Source organism: Streptomyces sp. NBC_00554, from assembly GCF_041431135.1.
In the GTDB taxonomy this organism is placed as follows: Bacteria; Actinomycetota; Actinomycetes; order Streptomycetales; family Streptomycetaceae; genus Streptomyces.
This window is the reverse complement of sequence record NZ_CP107799.1, coordinates 8,772,566-8,789,776: the sequence shown is the minus strand read 5'-3', so window position 1 is coordinate 8,789,776 and position 17,211 is coordinate 8,772,566. Positions and strand designations below refer to the sequence as shown.

Annotated in this window: 15 protein-coding genes; 8 read left to right on the top strand and 7 right to left on the bottom strand. The window is 67.2% G+C overall.

The genetic code is table 11. The features are described 5' to 3' along the window. Nucleotides 1-63: 63 nt before the first annotated feature. The 4 genes from OG266_RS38850 to OG266_RS38835 form a co-directional block, all read right to left on the bottom strand. A complete protein-coding gene (locus OG266_RS38850; protein WP_371551522.1) occupies nucleotides 64-1,137 on the bottom strand; it encodes a hypothetical protein in 1,074 nt (357 codons plus the stop codon). A gap of 180 nt (nucleotides 1,138-1,317) precedes the next feature. Next, nucleotides 1,318-2,004 carry a DUF317 domain-containing protein gene (locus OG266_RS38845; protein ID WP_371551520.1) on the bottom strand — a complete coding sequence of 229 codons (687 nt, stop codon included), beginning with the start codon at nucleotides 2,002-2,004 and terminating at the stop codon, nucleotides 1,318-1,320. A gap of 78 nt (nucleotides 2,005-2,082) precedes the next feature. Further along, nucleotides 2,083-2,364, bottom strand: coding sequence for a hypothetical protein (locus OG266_RS38840; protein ID WP_371553117.1), 282 nt, complete (start codon nucleotides 2,362-2,364; stop codon nucleotides 2,083-2,085). A 104-nt stretch (nucleotides 2,365-2,468) separates the two neighbouring features. Beyond that, on the bottom strand, nucleotides 2,469-2,840 hold the full coding sequence (locus OG266_RS38835; RefSeq protein WP_371551519.1) for a DUF317 domain-containing protein: 372 nt from the start codon (nucleotides 2,838-2,840) through the stop codon (nucleotides 2,469-2,471). 373 nt (nucleotides 2,841-3,213) lie between these two features. On the opposite strand from OG266_RS38835, the gene OG266_RS38830 reads away from it, so the two are divergent. The 6 genes from OG266_RS38830 to OG266_RS38805 all read left to right on the top strand — a co-directional run bounded on the left by OG266_RS38830 (nucleotide 3,214) and on the right by OG266_RS38805 (nucleotide 9,405). After that, the gene (locus OG266_RS38830) at nucleotides 3,214-5,007 is read left to right on the top strand and encodes a helix-turn-helix domain-containing protein (protein WP_371551517.1); all 1,794 of its coding nucleotides are present in this window, start codon (nucleotides 3,214-3,216) and stop codon (nucleotides 5,005-5,007) included. A 214-nt stretch (nucleotides 5,008-5,221) separates the two neighbouring features. Beyond that, nucleotides 5,222-5,653, top strand: coding sequence for a hypothetical protein (locus OG266_RS38825; protein ID WP_371551515.1), 432 nt, complete (start codon nucleotides 5,222-5,224; stop codon nucleotides 5,651-5,653). A gap of 42 nt (nucleotides 5,654-5,695) precedes the next feature. After that, complete coding sequence (locus OG266_RS38820) at nucleotides 5,696-6,463, top strand: transposase (protein WP_371551513.1); 768 nt, start codon at nucleotides 5,696-5,698, stop codon at nucleotides 6,461-6,463. Nucleotides 6,464-6,755: 292 nt separating this feature from the next. Further along, nucleotides 6,756-7,514 (top strand): hypothetical protein, encoded by a 759-nt coding sequence (locus OG266_RS38815; RefSeq protein ID WP_371551512.1) that lies wholly within the window; start codon nucleotides 6,756-6,758, stop codon nucleotides 7,512-7,514. Nucleotides 7,515-7,634: 120 nt separating this feature from the next. Continuing rightward, entirely contained in the window at nucleotides 7,635-8,969 is a 1,335-nt protein-coding gene (locus OG266_RS38810; RefSeq protein ID WP_371551510.1) for a hypothetical protein, read from the top strand. Between the two features lie 187 nt (nucleotides 8,970-9,156). Then, entirely contained in the window at nucleotides 9,157-9,405 is a 249-nt protein-coding gene (locus OG266_RS38805; RefSeq protein WP_371551509.1) for a hypothetical protein, read from the top strand. Between the two features lie 185 nt (nucleotides 9,406-9,590). Here OG266_RS38805 and OG266_RS38800 read toward each other — a convergent pair whose 3' ends face one another. After that, complete coding sequence (locus OG266_RS38800; protein ID WP_371551508.1) at nucleotides 9,591-10,214, bottom strand: hypothetical protein; 624 nt, start codon at nucleotides 10,212-10,214, stop codon at nucleotides 9,591-9,593. A gap of 251 nt (nucleotides 10,215-10,465) precedes the next feature. Between OG266_RS38800 and OG266_RS38795 the strand changes: the two genes are divergently transcribed. Further along, nucleotides 10,466-11,125, top strand: coding sequence for a hypothetical protein (locus OG266_RS38795; protein ID WP_371551506.1), 660 nt, complete (start codon nucleotides 10,466-10,468; stop codon nucleotides 11,123-11,125). A gap of 475 nt (nucleotides 11,126-11,600) precedes the next feature. Here OG266_RS38795 and OG266_RS38790 read toward each other — a convergent pair whose 3' ends face one another. Both OG266_RS38790 and OG266_RS38785 read right to left on the bottom strand, forming a co-directional pair. Then, entirely contained in the window at nucleotides 11,601-15,233 is a 3,633-nt protein-coding gene (locus OG266_RS38790) for a CHAT domain-containing protein (RefSeq protein WP_371551505.1), read from the bottom strand. A 194-nt stretch (nucleotides 15,234-15,427) separates the two neighbouring features. Next, complete coding sequence (locus OG266_RS38785) at nucleotides 15,428-15,634, bottom strand: hypothetical protein (protein ID WP_371551503.1); 207 nt, start codon at nucleotides 15,632-15,634, stop codon at nucleotides 15,428-15,430. Between the two features lie 159 nt (nucleotides 15,635-15,793). Between OG266_RS38785 and OG266_RS38780 the strand changes: the two genes are divergently transcribed. Next, complete coding sequence (locus OG266_RS38780; protein ID WP_371551501.1) at nucleotides 15,794-16,744, top strand: hypothetical protein; 951 nt, start codon at nucleotides 15,794-15,796, stop codon at nucleotides 16,742-16,744. Nucleotides 16,745-17,211 lie beyond the last annotated feature (467 nt).

The following is a 17,211-nucleotide window of genomic DNA, read 5'->3' as shown; positions in this document are numbered from 1 at the left end:
CCCCGGTGTCCGGGCCTGTCCGTCCGACAGGCCCGGACACCGGGGTTTCGTCGTATGCGGAGATCAGCCGTCGAGACGGAGTTCGCCCGGCTCGTAGCGGAGTTGGAAGGTCTGCGCGTGCTCCCCGTGCATCCAGTACAGGGTCATGGTCGACAGCATGCTGCGCTTGATGTACCGGGTTCGCGAGGGCATTCCTTCGTCCTGTTCGACGATCCAGGCTTCCACCCGCTCCGGCAGCCCGAACCGCAACGCGTATGCCTCTGGGTGCTCCGCGGAGCGCAGTTCCCAAACGGGATGTGACGCTGTCTGATTGATGCGACGCAGGCGCACTGCATGCGTGGGGTGCGCTCTCGCATACTCCACGAAGGCGTACAGATCATCCGAGGCCAGTCCCAAGACGAACGGCGCCGCAGGAAAGGCCAGAACCAGACCCAGCTGAGATCGGCTGTACAGCGCCTGCGCCAGGTAATCGAGCGGCGCGCGAAACGTATCGGGCAGTTCCACATCGTAGTTGGGCATATCCAGCAGCGGGCCGCGAAGGTACGCCCGTATCTCGCGCACCTTCGGCCGCTCGGCCGCCGGAGTCGCTTCGAGCGCTGCGTGAATCGTGTCGGCCGCGGTCCTGACGAGACTCCGCAGTACAGCGAAGTCCGGTGCGGAGAGGTCGATCAGGGATATCTGGTGGGCCAGCGCGTAATCCTGCGCCTCCGGGCTGAAGCCGGACGTAGAGAAGATCGCGTAGCTATAGCGGTATCGCGTCCGCGGCCGGCCGGTCCCTGGGGCGGTGAGGGTGGTGGTCTCGCCCTCGTTCACGTCGTGGATCACACCGTGGCCGTTGCGCACGGTGGGCAGACCAACTGACGTGGTGGTCAGGTACTTTGCCTCGACGAACAAGCGGACCGGCAGGGAGAACGGCGGGACGTACCGGAACTGTCCGAGCGCGTCGACCTGGTGCCATGCTCCACGCCCACGGACCAGCAGACCGTTCTTGTCCTCCTTCAGCACCTTCCACGGCTCTTCGTCCTTGTCGTCTTCGGCCGCGAGGACTTCGAAGCCGCTGGAGCGCAACAGCCAGGCCAGCACCTCCTCCAGGAGATAGCCGCGCAAGGGTCCTTTGCCGATTACTTTGCCTGCCACGACGGCGATCCTATGCACGGCCTGGATCTTGGTTCCAGGGTGCCGTCAGGTTCGCTGATGCCGAAGGCACGGCGAAGGCCCGGTGGTTCCGCTCCCGTGAAGAGAGTGGAACCACCGGGCCTGGAAGAGGGGCATCACCCCGTCGATCCCCCGCCTCGGCCGCGGGCTCTGAGCAGCCCGTCAGCCGCGGCGTACGACGGTGAGACGGTCCTCCGCTCCCTCGGGGAGTATGCGGCGCGGTACCGGGCCGGGCGCGGCGAGCGAGGAGGCGAAGGCCGCGACCAGCTCGTGCGGGGCGCTCGCGCTGAAGCTCGCACACCACAGATACGGCGCCCCGAGCACGGGCTCCGCCCACGCCTGCCACCCCAGAAGGTCATCGCGGGGGTCGGCGTCGTGGATGAGCGGCGGCAGCACCTCCAGCGAGACGTTCGTGGAGAAGCCCGGGTCGGTGGCGGCCGTACGCGGGCGGTCCATGTCGCGCAGCCAGCCCCGGGCGCTGAGCGCGGTGAGCACCGACTCGGCGTTCTCGAGCCCGGCATCGGGGGTCTCGCTGGCATCGAGCGCGAGCAGGAGGTCGGTGAGCGCCTCGTGCGGTACGCCGACGGTGAAGTACGCGTTCCACTCGGTCAGGGCCGAGGCAGGGTGTGGACGGGCCGACAGCTGCCAGGCCACCGGGAAGCCGCCCAGCTCGAACGGGTAGGCGGCGAGGATCCACTCGGCGCCACGCAGGCCATCGGGGCTCACATAGAGCAGGGTGCTGCGGGAGGTCGGCCACATGCGCCAGCCGAGGTCGGTCAGAGTGTCACCGATTCGCTCGGCAAGGACGCCGTCATCACCGGCCAGGTGGCGCGGGGTGACCCAGTACATCGGGTCCGGGGAGCGGGGGTGGGAGGGATCGATGGGGTGGTGCGGGTGCAGGGGCGCCTCCGTCAGTTCGAGGTTGGATCACTGGCCGGCGTTCGGCCCGGTCGCGCCGCGTCGACGGCGCGCGGGTCCCTCGGCCGGCGGCTGCCAGGTCAGAGCGACGGCCACGGCGGGCGGCAGAGCGCCGAACTGCTCGGCTTCCGGGGACTCGGCGATGTAGACCATCGGCCGGCCCTGCTCGTCCCGCGCCTTCTCCACACCGCCGAGGCGGTGGGCCATGGGGAAGAAGGGGTTGATGGCGAGACGGACGGGCGTGTCGCGGTCGCAGGTGGACAGCAGGTCGAGGATGTCGCCGACGGTCATCTCTGGCGAGTGCGGGTCCAAGGCGTTCTCCTAGCGGTAGCGGACGAGGCCGCGAGAGCAGGGGCAGGGTACGCGGCGCGTATGCAGACAAGGGGACGCGCTCGTCACAGGGGCCGGGAGGTTGACAGGATCCGTGCCACGACATCGGCGACGATCTCCGCAGGCGTGTCCGTGCCGAAGGCCATCCGGTAGCCGGGGACCTTCGCGGTGCCGGTGACCGCGATCACCCAGCCCTCACCCGTCACCCAGTCCTCGTCCGCGCCGCCGGGCCGGCCGTTCGGGAAGTAGCCGAGGTAGAACCGGCCGTCGCGCGAGCTGACGTGCACGTCGGCGCGGTCGTCGACGATGTGGGTGAAATCGGCCTCCGAGAACTGGTCAATCACCTCCATCGCATGGCCGGCACCGAGCTTCCAGGAGCGAAGCCGCAGGGCCGCGACCGTGGTGGCGAATCCGGGTTGCGTCGCATCCAATGCCACAGTCTCACCTCTCTGACCTGGGGTTTTTCGGAAGGTCGTTCAGGTTGACATGCCGTTGCAGCGTCTGCCAGTCCTTTGGGCGATCTTCCTTGTCTGCCACCGGCGAACTGCTGTCGCCTGTCATCCAATCGAGGCGTTCTTGACATTGAACTCAGTCGTTCCGTAAGCCTCATTGCATACGGCGAACGCGCTGGGGCGCTGGACCGCTCTTTCAGTTGGGTGGATCTTGCGGTCGCCGCGCACGTCACCCCACAGGACGGACCCTGCCCTGTGACCACTACTCTCGGTGCCCGCCAAGAGTCGGAACGACCGCATGTCCGCGTCTTTCGCTGGTGCTGAGGCTGCGGCCGAATAACAGGAAGAAGATCAGCCATTGAGCTCCAAGGACATGACGGAGGCGCTGGCTGCGCTGCGAGCAGGGAACCCTGGAGCTCTCCTAGGGCAGAGAGAGTGTTCCTGGCTCGACGCGAAGGAAGGCATCTACCAGCTCAATGATCCGATCAAGGCGGAGGAACTGGCCAAGGACGTCGCCTGCATGGCAAACAGGGCCGGAGGGCTGCTCGTTGTCGGTATCCAGACCCGCAAAGAGCACGAGGGCGAAGTTCTCGATCGAGTCAGCCCCGTCCCAAGGGATCTGGTTCACCTGGCACGCCACCACGAAGTCGTCGAGTCCCGCGTCCTGCCACCACCACTCGGTGTGGAAATCGAGTGGCTGGAGCACGACAGCACTACCGGCCTCCTCTACATCCACGTTCCCGAGCAGCCTCCGGGAAGGCTGCTCCATGCGGTCGTCATTCCGCAGAAATACCGCAAAGGCCCTCCCACGATCGCAGTGCCGATCAGAGTCGGGGATCGAACCAGGTGGATGGAACCACACGAGATTCAACAGCTCTTGGTCCAGGGGTTCGCCGCTGCGACCGGATCGGAATCGACCCAAGGTACCCAGACCACCGTACCCAGCCGTTTCCCGATCCCACCCGAGGACAGTGCGAAGTTCGCAGTCGGACACGGTGTTCCGGGCCTCGCAACCCGCTGGAACCTCGCCTATCAAGCCCTGGGCGGAGCACACGTTCTCGGGGAGCCCATCGGCGAGGTCTATCGCGAGGGCCCTGGCCTCGCCCAGCATCTAAGCGGTGCCTCTGACTCCACCTGGGTGCTGTGCGAACCGGAACACGCCGGCCTTGTGGCGGTGCCCGGAGATGTTTGGGAGGCCCTCCGAACCGCCGGCAGCTACGCCACTGGTATGGACGCCTTCACAGCCCTCGGCCTCCCATGGCTCGACGTCACCGTTCCGGCGGAGGAACGCATCATCGACCCCGCCAGCGCTCGGGTCCCGCTGGACGAAGGGGCCTGGGGCCGCGGCACCTTGGTCCGTACACGACCTGACAGTGAATGGACCTGGGAGCCCCGACTCGCCTGCAGTTTCAACATCACTCCGTACTCGCGCTACTGGGAACCGCACCTGCCTGACGAACTTCCAGCGCTCAGGCTGCGCACACTGGTCTCCCTGCCGCTGACTGGGGCCGACGCGTGGGAAATCGGCGAGGAGAACCGACGTTTCGTGACCATGGACGTGATGGGATCCCCGCTCAACGGCTTCATCACCAGTCTCGGAGCAGAGTTCGACGCGGAAAACAACAACCTGTTCTGGTCCCCGGGCCCTCACCGCAATGACCCCTGGCAGCTGAGCATTCATCAGACTCACATGCACAATGATGAGCAGGTCTTCACCACCGAGCTGACCGTGGCACTACCGCGCGGATCTCAGTCCGCCATCGTGGCGTGCGTCGATCTGAAACTGGCCGAGCGTGGGACACACCTGTCGGTGGGTGACCTGGTTCGTTTCTTCACCGTGTCATGGGCAACCGTGGCCGAGCTAGTTCCGGCTACGGTGGATGAGGATGTCGCCGAAACACCGTGGACCGCACCACCCCACGTGGAGTTTCGGGGCTATGCGGAGCAGAACCAGGGGGACACCGTCGACGCGTATGTTGATTTCTCGGCATTCGGCACCCGCCGCAACGACCGGCAGCTGCGTGAGATCGGAGTGACTCTCACCGCACCGCTGCTCATGCCCGAAGACGCTCGCCAGCGTGAAGTCGCCGAGGCGGCGGCGTGGATGGCTCGGGGCTTCGAGTACCCGGAAGCGTCAGCAGACATGCTCTGACCCCCTAGGGTGACTGGCCTCGGTCCCCGTTCGTCAGCTCAAGAAGGCCAACTTCGAGAGCGCCGCTGGATTCCCTGGGATGTGCCGGAAATCGCCTCGTCCAAGGCTTGTCCCGTTACTCGGGTGCCGGATGGGGCACCTGGCATGATTTGGTACGGTTGTCTGCATTTGGATGGCCTGGCTATAGGGCCTCAGATCTCCTGGAGGCCGGTCAGTGCGGTTCGCTTGCCGAAACTTCGGGTTGTCGGATCTGTCGCGGCGTGGTCTCGCGCCGCAGGAGGCTCCCCTGGAGGTCCTTCTCCTCGACATCGAGGCAGAGCTGTCCATCCGGGAAGACGGACGGGTGGTGTGGTCCGAAGAGGCGTTTCCCGTGGCCGAGCTGGCGTACCACCTTTCGCTCTGGCTCCAGTGTCCGGATGCCGGCCGAGCGGACTTCGAGCTCGACTCGATGCAGGCGGATCCGGGACTGATCCGCATCGTGCACTCTGGTGAGGGCTGGCGGATCGGCTCGATCTTCACGCCGAACTTCTGGACCTCACCCATCCCCTGGGACGGTCTCGTGGCAGAGATCGAGCAGTTGGACCGTTCCGTGCGCGAAGGCATTGCCGCGATGGGCATCGATCCCGCCTTCATTCCAAAGCCCTGACGGCTGTTCCGGCGCGGTTGGCCGGAGTGGGATGATCATGCGGTGGCTGGTGTGATCACGGCGTCGGAACCGTCTTGGATAGTCCCGTTCACCGGGCTGAGCCCGCGCCAGTTCACGAAGGTGGTCACGGCGCTGCGTCGTGCGGGGGTCGATGCCACCCGCCGCGGCAGGCCGTGGAGTCTGCCGCTGGAAGACAGGACACTACTGGTCACGGCGTACTGGCGCACCAACTTGACGATGCGTCAACTCGCCCCGCTGTTCGGCATCTCCAAATCCGCTGCCGACCGCATCATCGACCACCTTGGTCCGCTCCTCGCGCTGCAGCCTCGGCGCCGTTTCGCCAGAGATGCCGTGCTCATCGTGGACGGCACCTTGGTACCTACCCGCGACCACACGATCGCCGAGCAGTCCAAGAACTACAGGTACTCCACCAACCACCAGGTCGTCATCGACGCCGATACTCGCCGGGTCGTCGTGGTCGGCCAGCCTCTGCCGAGCAACCGCAACGACTGCAGGGCGTGGGAGCAATCCGGCGCCAAAGCCGCCGTCGGGAGGGCGATGACAATCGCCGACGGCGGCTATCCGGGCACCGGTCTCGTCATGCCCCACCGCCGCCGTGCAGGCGAGGAACTCCCCGACTGGAAACAGGAGCACAACCGCGTCCACAAACAGGTCCGCGCCCGCGTCGAGCACACCTTCGCCCGCATGAAGACCTGGAAGATCCTCCGCGACTGCCGCCTCAAGGGCGACGGCGTCCACCACGCCATGCTCGGCATCGCCCGCCTGCACAACCTCAACCTCGCCGGATGAACGAGCGAGCCCTCAGAGGCCGACCCATCCACCTCGACTCGAAGATCTTTTGCGGGACAAGCCTCAGGAACCGTCACAACGGCGAGTGTCCTTGAACAGTGAATGTGGGATCTCTATCTCCGTGGCCGAATCTCACGACCGATGGCCAAGCGGTGGCCGATCGGCCACGGATCTGAGATTGGTTGGTCAGCCCCTGTCCCGTCTCGCTGCTGGGACATGCCGTCTGTGCCAGGCGAGAGCGGATGGCCCAGGACCTGTGGAAGAGCCACCGCGGTAGCGAGATACTGAGGTCGTGAAGAGCGGACAGGTTCGCACGCTGCACTTCGCGGTCGAGTGGGTCGATCAACACCCGGTGACCTGGCTCGAAGGTGCCTTCCCCGCCTTGTACGAGGTCGAAGGTTGGAAGCTGACACTCACCGAAACGAGGCTCGCCGCCGCGCCAGCCGCGCCGATGACCGAGGACGAGGCCCGCTCGGCTGTCATACCGTTACTGGATACTTGGTCGGCCGAGCTTGAAGTCGATCAGCGCCTCGTCGTGATGCTCTACTACCTCGGCGCGGACGTGGAGCCGGATACAACTGGCACGAAGGGAACAGTTGCCAGCGCGGACTGCGCGACTGCATCGGCCACGGCCTTCGACGCAACCATCGTCATTCAGCGCGACACCCCTCCGCCGCCGGACTGGTCCTGGAGGGAAACAGACGTGACCCAGGCGGCGCGGACGATGTGCCTGCGTCCTCTTCGGAGCGGGACCCGACCAATTGCTGACGCCGCCTACTGGCTCTCGACCCACCTGAAGAAGTGGGCGGCCGACGGGGATCAGACTGCAGCCGAGCGACTCAATGTGTCCTCGGGCTACTTCAACAAGGTCAGTCAGTTGGGTGCAAGAAGCGACGAGCGGAAGGTCTCCCCAGCCTCTCTGACGCTGTCCGCGGAGGACAAGGAATCACTCAGGAGCGCAGTAGAAGAGCTCATCCGGCGGCTGCACTTGGCAGAGAGCGACATCTCCCCGGGCCAGCACCTGGACCTGTCCGACTGGCCAGCTTCGTAGCGGTCCGGACGCACCCGGTGATCGACTCGGAGACGGCCCACGGGGAGCACCTTGGTTCGGGTGGGCAGAGGCGGTCAAAACCGCTGGTGGGTTTGGGGATGTAACCGGGACAATGGCCCGGTGCCTGTGAAGTTGACCGATATGCTGCCTGACCGGCTGGATGCGCTGATCAAGCATCCCTTCCACCGGGAGAACGCCGAGCGGCTGATCGGCTTCATCCGCGATCTGCGGGAGTGTCACGGTCCCGATCACTTCGTGGCCTTTCAGCACGAGCTCCTGAAGGCCACGCTCGAAGCGAGCCATGCCCGTGCCGCGCGGAATCGGGTGATCAAGCGGCTCAAGCGGGGAGAAAAACTCCCCACGGACGCGCCCGAGCTGGTAGCGGGCGACCGGCACGACGTGGACGACTGGCGGCTGGAGTCGGATGTCCTTGAGCGCATAGGCCGACAACTGCGTTCCGTGGGGGATGCCATGGCATGGCGGGCATTTGGCTACGACCGCCGCTACATCCTCACCCTGCGACGGAACGAAGCGCCCGGTCCGATGACCCTTGCTAAGGAAGGCACCGTCCACGAGGTCCAGTTCATGCAGGAGCAGTGGAGCGAGCACCGGCGCTTCGCGATGTTGCATGACCTGACGAACTGCCTGCGCATCGGTGACGCGACTGTCTTCGACACCCCCGACGAGAACAACCTGCAGACCGTCTACCTGCATGAGCTCAAGACAAACCCGAAACGGCGTGAGGGCGCCCAGCTCACGCGGACCCGCATGGCGGCCGAGGCACTGGACGTGAACGGGCCGCTGCCCGGACCCGACAAAGCCCGTCTCATCGAAACCGGCGTGCCTTACGCCAGCCACCTGTCGGCCCTCCGTGACGCCTTCGCCTACGCCCACCGAGAGGGACTGAAGACGATGCGCGTGCCTGGGCAACGCGCACTGCTCGCGCTCGACATCCCGGCGGCCGGCAACCGCTGGGGTCTACAGGAAGCCACGCGGCAGTTCCACGCCGCGTACGCGGCATTGCTGCGCCGCACCCGGCTGACCGGACAGCAAATCTGCTTCGGCAGCGGTGACAACACCGCCCGCAACACGTTGGCCCCGCCATGGGGCATCTATCCCTTGCAGCCTGCGGAGTGCGCCGGCCTGATCGCCGACGTTCTGGTGTTCACCGTGACGATGTCTTCCGACAACTTCATCGAGGAGCTGCATAAAGCCGGCCTGAATGCCGAGTGGGTCCTGGCCGAAGGCGCCGACATGACGCCCCTCCAGCCCATCGTGGCGATCTACGGACATGGCCGCCGCGTCGTGATGGCCCGTGCGGAAGTCGAGCGGCTACTGCTAGAACTCACCGACCTTGGCACGTGGGCACGAGGAGTAGAACGTCTCCTTCAGATGGGCGTTGCAGGCTGGCAGCCGTGGCCTTACTTCACCGACGAACACAACGTCTGGGCATGACTCGGACCGGCCATGCCGTGTGTAACCGAGACTGATCCGTCGCCGGATCGGGTGGGGTGCCGGACCAAGAGCAAATGTCACCCGTCTTGAGACGAGAGCGCCCGGCCGCCCTGAGTTATCCACAGGCATCAGCAGCATTCCGGAACGTCCTCTACCGTGCCGCACCTGTGGATCACAAGGGGGCGTTATGCACAGGTGCGGGACCGTGTTCGAGGAACTTGCGGTCGAGGTCATGGCGGAGCTGCCGACGGACGAGGCACGACGCGAGGTGCTCGGCCTCGTCGGGTTGGTGCGCGCGGACCCGCGTGCATGGCCGGACGTACGAGACCCCGGCAGCATCGAGGAAATCCGAGAGCCGTTCGGGACGCGCTGCTGGATCCAGTACATGCCACACGCCGGGGCCATCGAGGTACGCGAGATCGGGTGGGCCAGCTGACGGCGCTCGACCCTGATGCGGCCATCGGTGGCGCCACAAAGTTTCGAGGCGGCGTGAGGCGGCCCCGCCACGGCCGGACGTGACGTGACGTGAGACAGCAGACGGAAACGGCAGGTCACAGGGCAGCCACACGGCACCGGCCCTGAATGCCTACAGGCTTTCAGGGCCGGCGCGGTCACCCTCGCTCACTCCTGTGACGGTGCGGACGTCGCGCTTTTCCAGGAGGCGCCGAGTTCCGCAAGCCGCCCTCGAAGTACGCCGCGCTGCTCCTCCAGGTCCTGCGAGCTGGGCGAGAGGAGATAGATGTTGTCGCGGTACAGGCGGAATCCGATGCGCTCCCACTCTTGGGCGATCTTGGCGTTCACGCGGTCCCACTCTGATCGGTCCGTCAGACGCTGACTGCTGAGGTCGGTGATACCGGGTGAGCAGGCGATGGCCCGGCAGCCGGGCATGAGCCGGTGGATCGCCTCGATGCCGAGTACGGCCGCTAGGCCGTGCCCGCGCCACTGCGGATCCAGTGTCACCCGATCCATGACGAGGAGTGCGGAACCGACGTTGAGATGCACCCGGTAGGAGGTCATCTCCCCGACGGCGACATCCTCCGTCGTGCACGACGGGGATCCTGCGGTGGCGCAGCCCCTGCCCTGCTCCGGGCTCTGCCCGCCGTCATGCGTACGCCGGCGGTGCAGGACGGCGACGTTCCAACGCTCCAGCGTGTCGGCCTGCGGGGTGTCCCGGAGTTCGTCGTCGTACGAGATGCACAGGTGCAGCTCGGTGGGGTCGCCGGGCAGCGACGGGGACTCGATCACTGCGGCAGCGTAGCGAGGCACGCACGGTTCGCCTGCCCTTACGTCCGCTCCGCGGGAGGTGCCGCCCGCCGGCGAGATGTGCCGGGCGACTTCGGACACGGCGAGGCGGACCGGCCGACGCCCGTCGTGGTCGTCCGAAACCGCTACTGCTCTGGCCGGAGCAGCCGACCGCAGTCGGTCGCGAAGGCTCGTGCGAGTGGCATGGCCCTCACCCGCTTGCATTTCTCGCACAATAAATCGAACATGTGTTCATGCACGTCGTTTCGCCTGGTGAGCGAGGGACTCCGGAGGCGACCGGAGCCAAGTCCGGCACGCTCTCCAGCCTGCTCCCAGGCGGGAAGCTGCCCCACGGCGCGGTGGTGAGCGCCGGGGACGACCTGCCCCTGCTGATCGCGTTGGCCGCGGAGGCCGCCGCCGGAGGCGGGGCCTGGGCAGCGGTCGGTCTGCCGCAGCTCGGTGGGCTGGCTGCGGCGGATGCCGGTCTGGACCTGGCGTGTGGGCTCGCCGTACCCGAGCCGGGAGGGCGGTGGCCCGAGGTGCTGGCGACGGTGTGCGAGGCGGCGCCGGTGGTCTTGCTCGGCCCCGTGGGGCAGGTGGCCTTGCGTACGAGCCGTCGCATTGCGGCCCGCCTGCGGCGCTCCGGCACGACGCTGCTGACCTGGCAGGACTGGCCGGAGGCGCAGCTGCGGCTGCGGGTGACCGAGGCCCGCTGGGACGGGCTCGGGGACGGCTTTGGTCTGCTCGCCGGCCGGCGAGCCCGTCTGGTGGTGGCTGGTCGGGGTGCTGCGACGCAGCCGCGGCATGCCGAGGTGTGGCTGCCGGGGCCGGACGGCTCGGTGCAGCTCATCGCCGAGCCCGCGGCCATCGCCGGCGCGGATGTGGTGCCGCTGCGGCCCGTCACCGCGGGGTGAGGCAGCAACTGGCGGAGTCGATTATTCGAACCGCCGACAGTTCCCGCCCGTGGCTTCGCCAGCAACACAACACTCCGGTCGGCCCGTACGCAGGCCGCGTCGCTTGGCGCGGAGGATTTCGATGGCGGTCTGGTGTGACTCGCGCTACCTGGCCAGCCTGGCCAACTGTCGAGCTAACTGGTCGCCTTGGAGGTGGGCGGCCATGTGGCCGAAGGAACGCACGTGCCAGGAACGTGCTGTCAGTTCGGGGCAGTTGGCAAGGACGGCTTTGAGCTGGAGGCAGTCGACTTCGGGCAGGGTGTCGGGGTGGGTGAGGATCCAGCGTGTGACGGCGCGGGCCGACCGGTTGGGGTTTGCCGCGAAGCGTCCTGCTGGCGTAGTCGCGGACGCTGGCGTAGCCGTGGGGATAGCCCTGTTCCTTGATCTCCTCCCATAGTATCCAGGCGTTGGTGCCCCCGGCTCGAGGTCCTGGTGCTCACGCGCCGGCATGCAGGTAGGCGGCCCACAGTAGGGGGGCTCGTCTCCGGTCGAAGGGGGCTCGCAGGCCGTGACCGTCGCGTACCTTGCGTACGGCGCTATGGAGAGCGTGCGCCGCCTGGGCAGGATCCAGACGGGAGTCGGTCTGCAGGTTGGCGTAGAACAGGTCAGCGATGGTGACGGCGATCTGGTCGTCGATCTCCCACAGGGTGCCGATCACATGGGGGAACCCGGCGAGTTGGAAGGCGGAGGTGAGGTGGATGGCCTCGTCGAGTAGGTCGGACGTGTCAATGGCCGCAGTGCGGCAGGCGGACAGGTAAGCCAGTCTGGCCCGGCCGAGTGCGACGGGTGCGAGGCTGGCAACGGTCAGCGGATCGTCCATGTGGTCGTGGAGCAGCAGATGGCTCTTCGAAGGATCGGTGGGGTCGCTGGCACCGTGGCAGGCAAAGTGCACGATCGCACATTCCGGCATGTGCTCCAGCACATTGGCTTTCGTCGGCATGGACCTAGTTGGATCCAGAAACCCGTCGGTGGGGGCCGGTTCCCGGAGTAGCACTGGGGCGAGCAGGCGGGTCTGCAGCATCGTGGCTTCGGCCTCAACGAAGCGCAACCGGCCGTGGTTGGGTAGCCCGGGTGTGGTCGGCATTGCGACGATCAGACTTCGCACCGCTGCGGGGGACAGGGTGCGCTCGCGGGCGTAGCGCAGCGCGCGCACGGTGGGGGTGTACGAGGAGATGACCCGGTCCATCACGGTACGCCGGTGCGGATCGTCAGCCGAGTCAGTGTGGTAGCCCGCCGCATGTAGTGGCAGCAGGCTCAGCAGTCCGCCTGGTGCCCACCACACCCGCGGCCATTTCTCCTCGCAGTCCCCACCGTCTACCGCGGGCACACTCTCATGTCCCAACTCTTCCAGCACGGGGCCGGCGGCCGCGTCCCACAGCCACTGCAGGACTTCGACGAGCGTGGCCTGCGCTCCCTCCCGCTCGGGCAAGTCAGCCCCGGACACAGCCAGCTGCAACGCCCGCCGGAAAGCGTTCACCTGGCCGATCACCCTATCCGGGATGAGGTGGGGCAGTTCCAGACTGGTGATGCCCTCTGTGGTGAGCAACAGGGCGTCGCTGCGGAGATCGCTGATGTTGAACACCACCACAGGGCCCTTTGATGCCTGAGATAGGAGTTGGTCCGTGGTGGGCGGAAGAGCGAAGGAGGAAAAGCCGTCCAGGTTGCGGATCTCGGTCAGGAGGGCAGTGAACTCATCCGCCGTCTGGTGCCGGTCCCTCACCAGGCGCTCCTGCTGCGGCCTCATGCCGCGGACTTCGATATCGGCTTCCGGGGCCGTGGTGCTCGTGGGCGCATCGAGCCGTTCACGTAGCTCGGCGAATCGGCGCGCGAGCCCAGGATAGTGCTCACGCAGATCGGTTAGATCGCTGCGGATCTCCAGGGCCTGACTGAGCAGCACCGCCCGGCCCGAATCCAGCAACTGCAAAGCCCGCTCCGCCCGGCCTGCAGCGGTTCCACCTGGGTCAGCGAGCGCCAAAGCAGCAGCCGTGGCGGCCAGCCCAGCAAAACTGCCGACCGCATACTCCTGGTCCCCGCGCTCCAGACGGCGTGGGGCCACTTGGGCCAGCAGCCGCACCGCCGCCTCCGCTGTCTCTGCTGCCTGCCCCACATCGCCGGACTGCGTCAGGAGGCCAGCCGCCGCCAGCCCCGCCCGGACACGGACTGAGGGAGCCGCCGCACTCACCTCCGACGCCTCCAGCCAACAAGACGCCGCTTGATCCATATCCTCTGTCGTGCCAGTCCGCCCGAACCGGGCCCGCAGCGAACCGGCGAGGTTGGACAGGGTCACAGCGCGGTCGGGGTGATCGACGGGAGTAGTGGCCACAGCCTCCTGCCCCACGGTGATGGCGGTGTCCAGGTCCCCTTGCGTACCGGTCCGTTCGAACCGCACCCGCAGAACATTCCCGAGGTTGGACAGCCTCCTGGCGCGGTAGGGGTGATCAACCGGTGTAGCGGCCAGCGCCTTCCGGAGGTGGTCGATGGCGGTGTCCAGGTCCCCCGGTGTACCGGTCCGTTCGAACCGCACCCGCAGGACATTCCCAAGGTTGAACAGCCTCCTGGCGCGGTAGGGGTGATCAACCGGTGTAGCGGCCAGCGCCTTCCGGAGGTGGTCGATGGCGGTGTCCAGGTCCCCCGGTGTACCGGTCCGTTCGAACCGGGCCTGCAAGGCACCCCCGAGGTTGGACAGCATCCTGGCGCGGTCAGGGTGATCGACGCGAGCAGCGGCCACCGCGTCCCGTCCCACGGCGATGGCGGTGTCCAAGTCACCCTGCATACCGGTCCGTTCGAACCGCACCCGCAGGACATTCCCAAGGTTGGACAGCCTCCCGGCGCGCTCGGGGTGATCGACGGGGGTAGCGGTCACCGCCTCCTGCCCCACGGCGACGGCGGTGTCCAAGTCACCCTGCGTACCAGTCCGTTCGAACCGGGCCTGCAACGCGCCCCCGAGGTTGGACAGCATCCTGGCGCGCTCGGGGTGATCAACCGGGGTAGCGGCCACTGCCTCCCGCCCCGCGGCGATGGCAGTGTCCAAGTCACCCTGCATTCCGCTCCGTTCGAACCGCACCTGCAACGCACCCCCGAGGTTGGACAGCATCGTGGCGCGCTCGGGGTGATCGACGCGAGCAGCGGCCACCGCGTTCCGGAGGTGGTCGATGGCGGTGTCCAGGTCTTCCTGCGCACCGGTCCGTTCGAACCGCACCCGCAGGACATTCCCAAGGTTGGACAGCATCCTGGCGCGGTAGGGGTGATCAACCGGTGTAGCGGCCACCGCGTTCCGGAGGTGGTCGATGGCGGTGTCCAGGTCCCCCGGTGTACCGGTCCGTTCGAACCGGGCCTGCAACGCGCCCCCGAGGTTGGACAGCATCCTGGCGCGGTCAGGGTGATCGACGGGGATAGCGGTCACCGCCTCCTGCCCCACGGCGATGGCAGTGTCCAAGTCACCCTGCATACCAGTCCGTTCGAACCGGGCCTGCAACGCGCCCCCGAGGTTGGACAGCATCCTGGCGCGGTCAGGGTGATCGACGGGGATAGCGGTCACCGCCTCCCGCCCCACGGCGATGGCAGTGTCCAAGTCACCCTGCACACCAGTCCGTTCGAACCGCACCTGCAACGCGCCCCCGAGGTTAGACAGCCTCCCCGCGCGCTCGGGGTGATCGACGGGCGTGGCCTGCACGATGCGCTGCCACAGGTCTGCCACGGCGGAGAGCCGGTCCATGCTCGGTGAGACCAACGCGTTTTGGAACATGCGCACAGCCAGCGGGGCTGCGGCATCGGCGAGGAGCGGCAGCAGCGGTTCCGGCAAACCAGCGATGCCGGCAGCGAAACACACGGTGAATGCTTCAACGGCAGCCGTCAGGTCTGCTTGGTCTTCGCCTTCTGGTAGCGCGTGGTAGCGATACCAATGGAACCGGCCGAGCGTGAACTGGGCTTCCAGATCGCCCGCGCTGTGATTTTCGGCGAGTTCCTGGGCTTCGCGGTGGGCTTCGGGTTCCAGTACGGGTGACAAATCATGGCTCTGGTCGATCAGCTGCAGTCGTGCCTCTACCGCAGCCAGTCGTTGGTCGCGCACTGCCTCCCCCGATCACCGTCGCGTTGCGATGGTAGTAGCACAATCCGCAGAATAGTGGGGAGTTGCTCTAGAATGCTCATTGTTGTCCGGACGGTCTGCGCAGTGAGCAGTGGTGGCAGGAGCTGGAGCAGGTCAAGTTGGGGGAGCACGTGGCTCATTCTGATGAGACGGCGCAGAGGCTGGCGGCTGTCTGTTCAGGAGTGGAGGACATCCGCAGGCGTCTGCGCGGTCACCCGGCAGGGGACGACACCGTTCTCGAGGAAGTGCTGACCGCGGCGCGCAGCGGCGGGGAGATGGCCGGCCCGGTGGATGCGCTGCATCTCGTACTGCAGGCCCTCGGCGATGTCCAGGGCCTCTACGCCTACAGCAACAGCGGGCGTACGGCGGATCGCGGTGTTCATCCCGCGGGCGTCGACCACGAATGCCCGGCTGAGCCGGTGTACTTGTGCCCGGCCGGGCGGTGCGCACGCTTTTGGTGGCCACAGGGACCCGTCCCCGTGCCCCGCTGCGCGATCAGCGGGGACGCGCTGCGCCGGGACCGGTTGTAGCCGATGGGCGGGATGCTGGCGGAACTCGGCAAGAAGCTCGCCGAACGATGGCTGTCCCTGCTGGTCCTGCCCGGCGCCCTCTACCTGGCCGTCGCCGCCACCGCCCGCGCTCTCGGCCACAGCCACCCCTTCGACCTGCACCGGCTCACCGACCAGATCACCGAGTGGGCCAACGCCCCCGCCGCCGGAAGCGCCGGCGGCCAGGTGGTGCTGCTGGCCTCCGTGCTGGGCGGCGCCGCCGCAGTGGGACTGGTCGCACAAGGTCTCGGTTCCGTGGCCGAACAGCTTCACCTCGCCGCCGACTGGCGCACCTGGCCCGCCGGGGCCCGCAGCCTGGCACGCCAGGCCACCGCACGGCGGCAAACCCGCTGGGGGGCAGCCGCCGAAGCCTGGCGCCGCCACCGGGACGGAGCCGCCCGAGCCCGCACCCGCGGCCCGCGGGTCGACCCCGCTGCACGGCACGCCGCCCGTGCGACTATGATCCACATCTCCCCCGAACGCCCAGACCGCCCCACCTGGAGCGGCGACCGCATCCACGCTGTAGCCGTACGCCTGGAGCGCGACTACCACCTCGATCTGGCCGCCCTGTGGCCGCACCTGTGGCTGGTCATGCCCGACACCGTCCGCACTGAGATCACCGCTGCCCGCCAGGCCCTCACGCGGGCCACGACCCTGACCGCCTGGGCCCTGCTCTACCTCCCTCTAGCCGCATGGTGGTGGCCCGCCATCACCATCACGGCAGTCCTCGCCGTCACCAGCTGGCGCCGCACCCGCTGTGCCGCCGACACCTACGCCACCTTGCTGGAGGCCGCCGCCCGCCTCCACGCCCGCGACCTCGCCGACCACCTCGGCCTGGATCCCGCCGGCCCCTTTACCCACGAGTCCGGCGGCGCCCTTACACGCCACCTGACCCCCAGCCCGCCTCCCCTGCCACCGGATGACACCCCTGTCATCGGCGCCTGAAAACCGGCCGGTTCGTCCTGTGCCGCCGGGAAGGCGGCAGCACTGCGGCCAGGACCGGGATCGTCGGTGACGATGGTGTTGTCACACGCTCCCCTTCCTACGGCTTGGGTCACGGACAGGAGTCGTACGAGGGCCCTGTACCTGTGGGCCACACTGCACACCGGCCGGGCGATTTTCGGGCTATCTCAGCCACCACCACGAGAAGATCGACGGTCACGCCGCGTACGCGACCACACGAAGTGGACCAGAGCCAATTCGCATCGACATCGATCACCCGAATGCGCGTCAGATGACTCCCGAACTCGCGTCGATACGACGTCCGCGAAAAGCGGCACAGCCAGGAGATGCACCTGCCCCGCGTCGTCCTGGGTCACGAAGCCAAAGTTCTTTCTCGGTGCTGTACCAGTCCACCGTGCCAGTTGCCATGCGGTTCCAGGGTGAAGGCGCCACCAGGTCGCAAGCGAAGC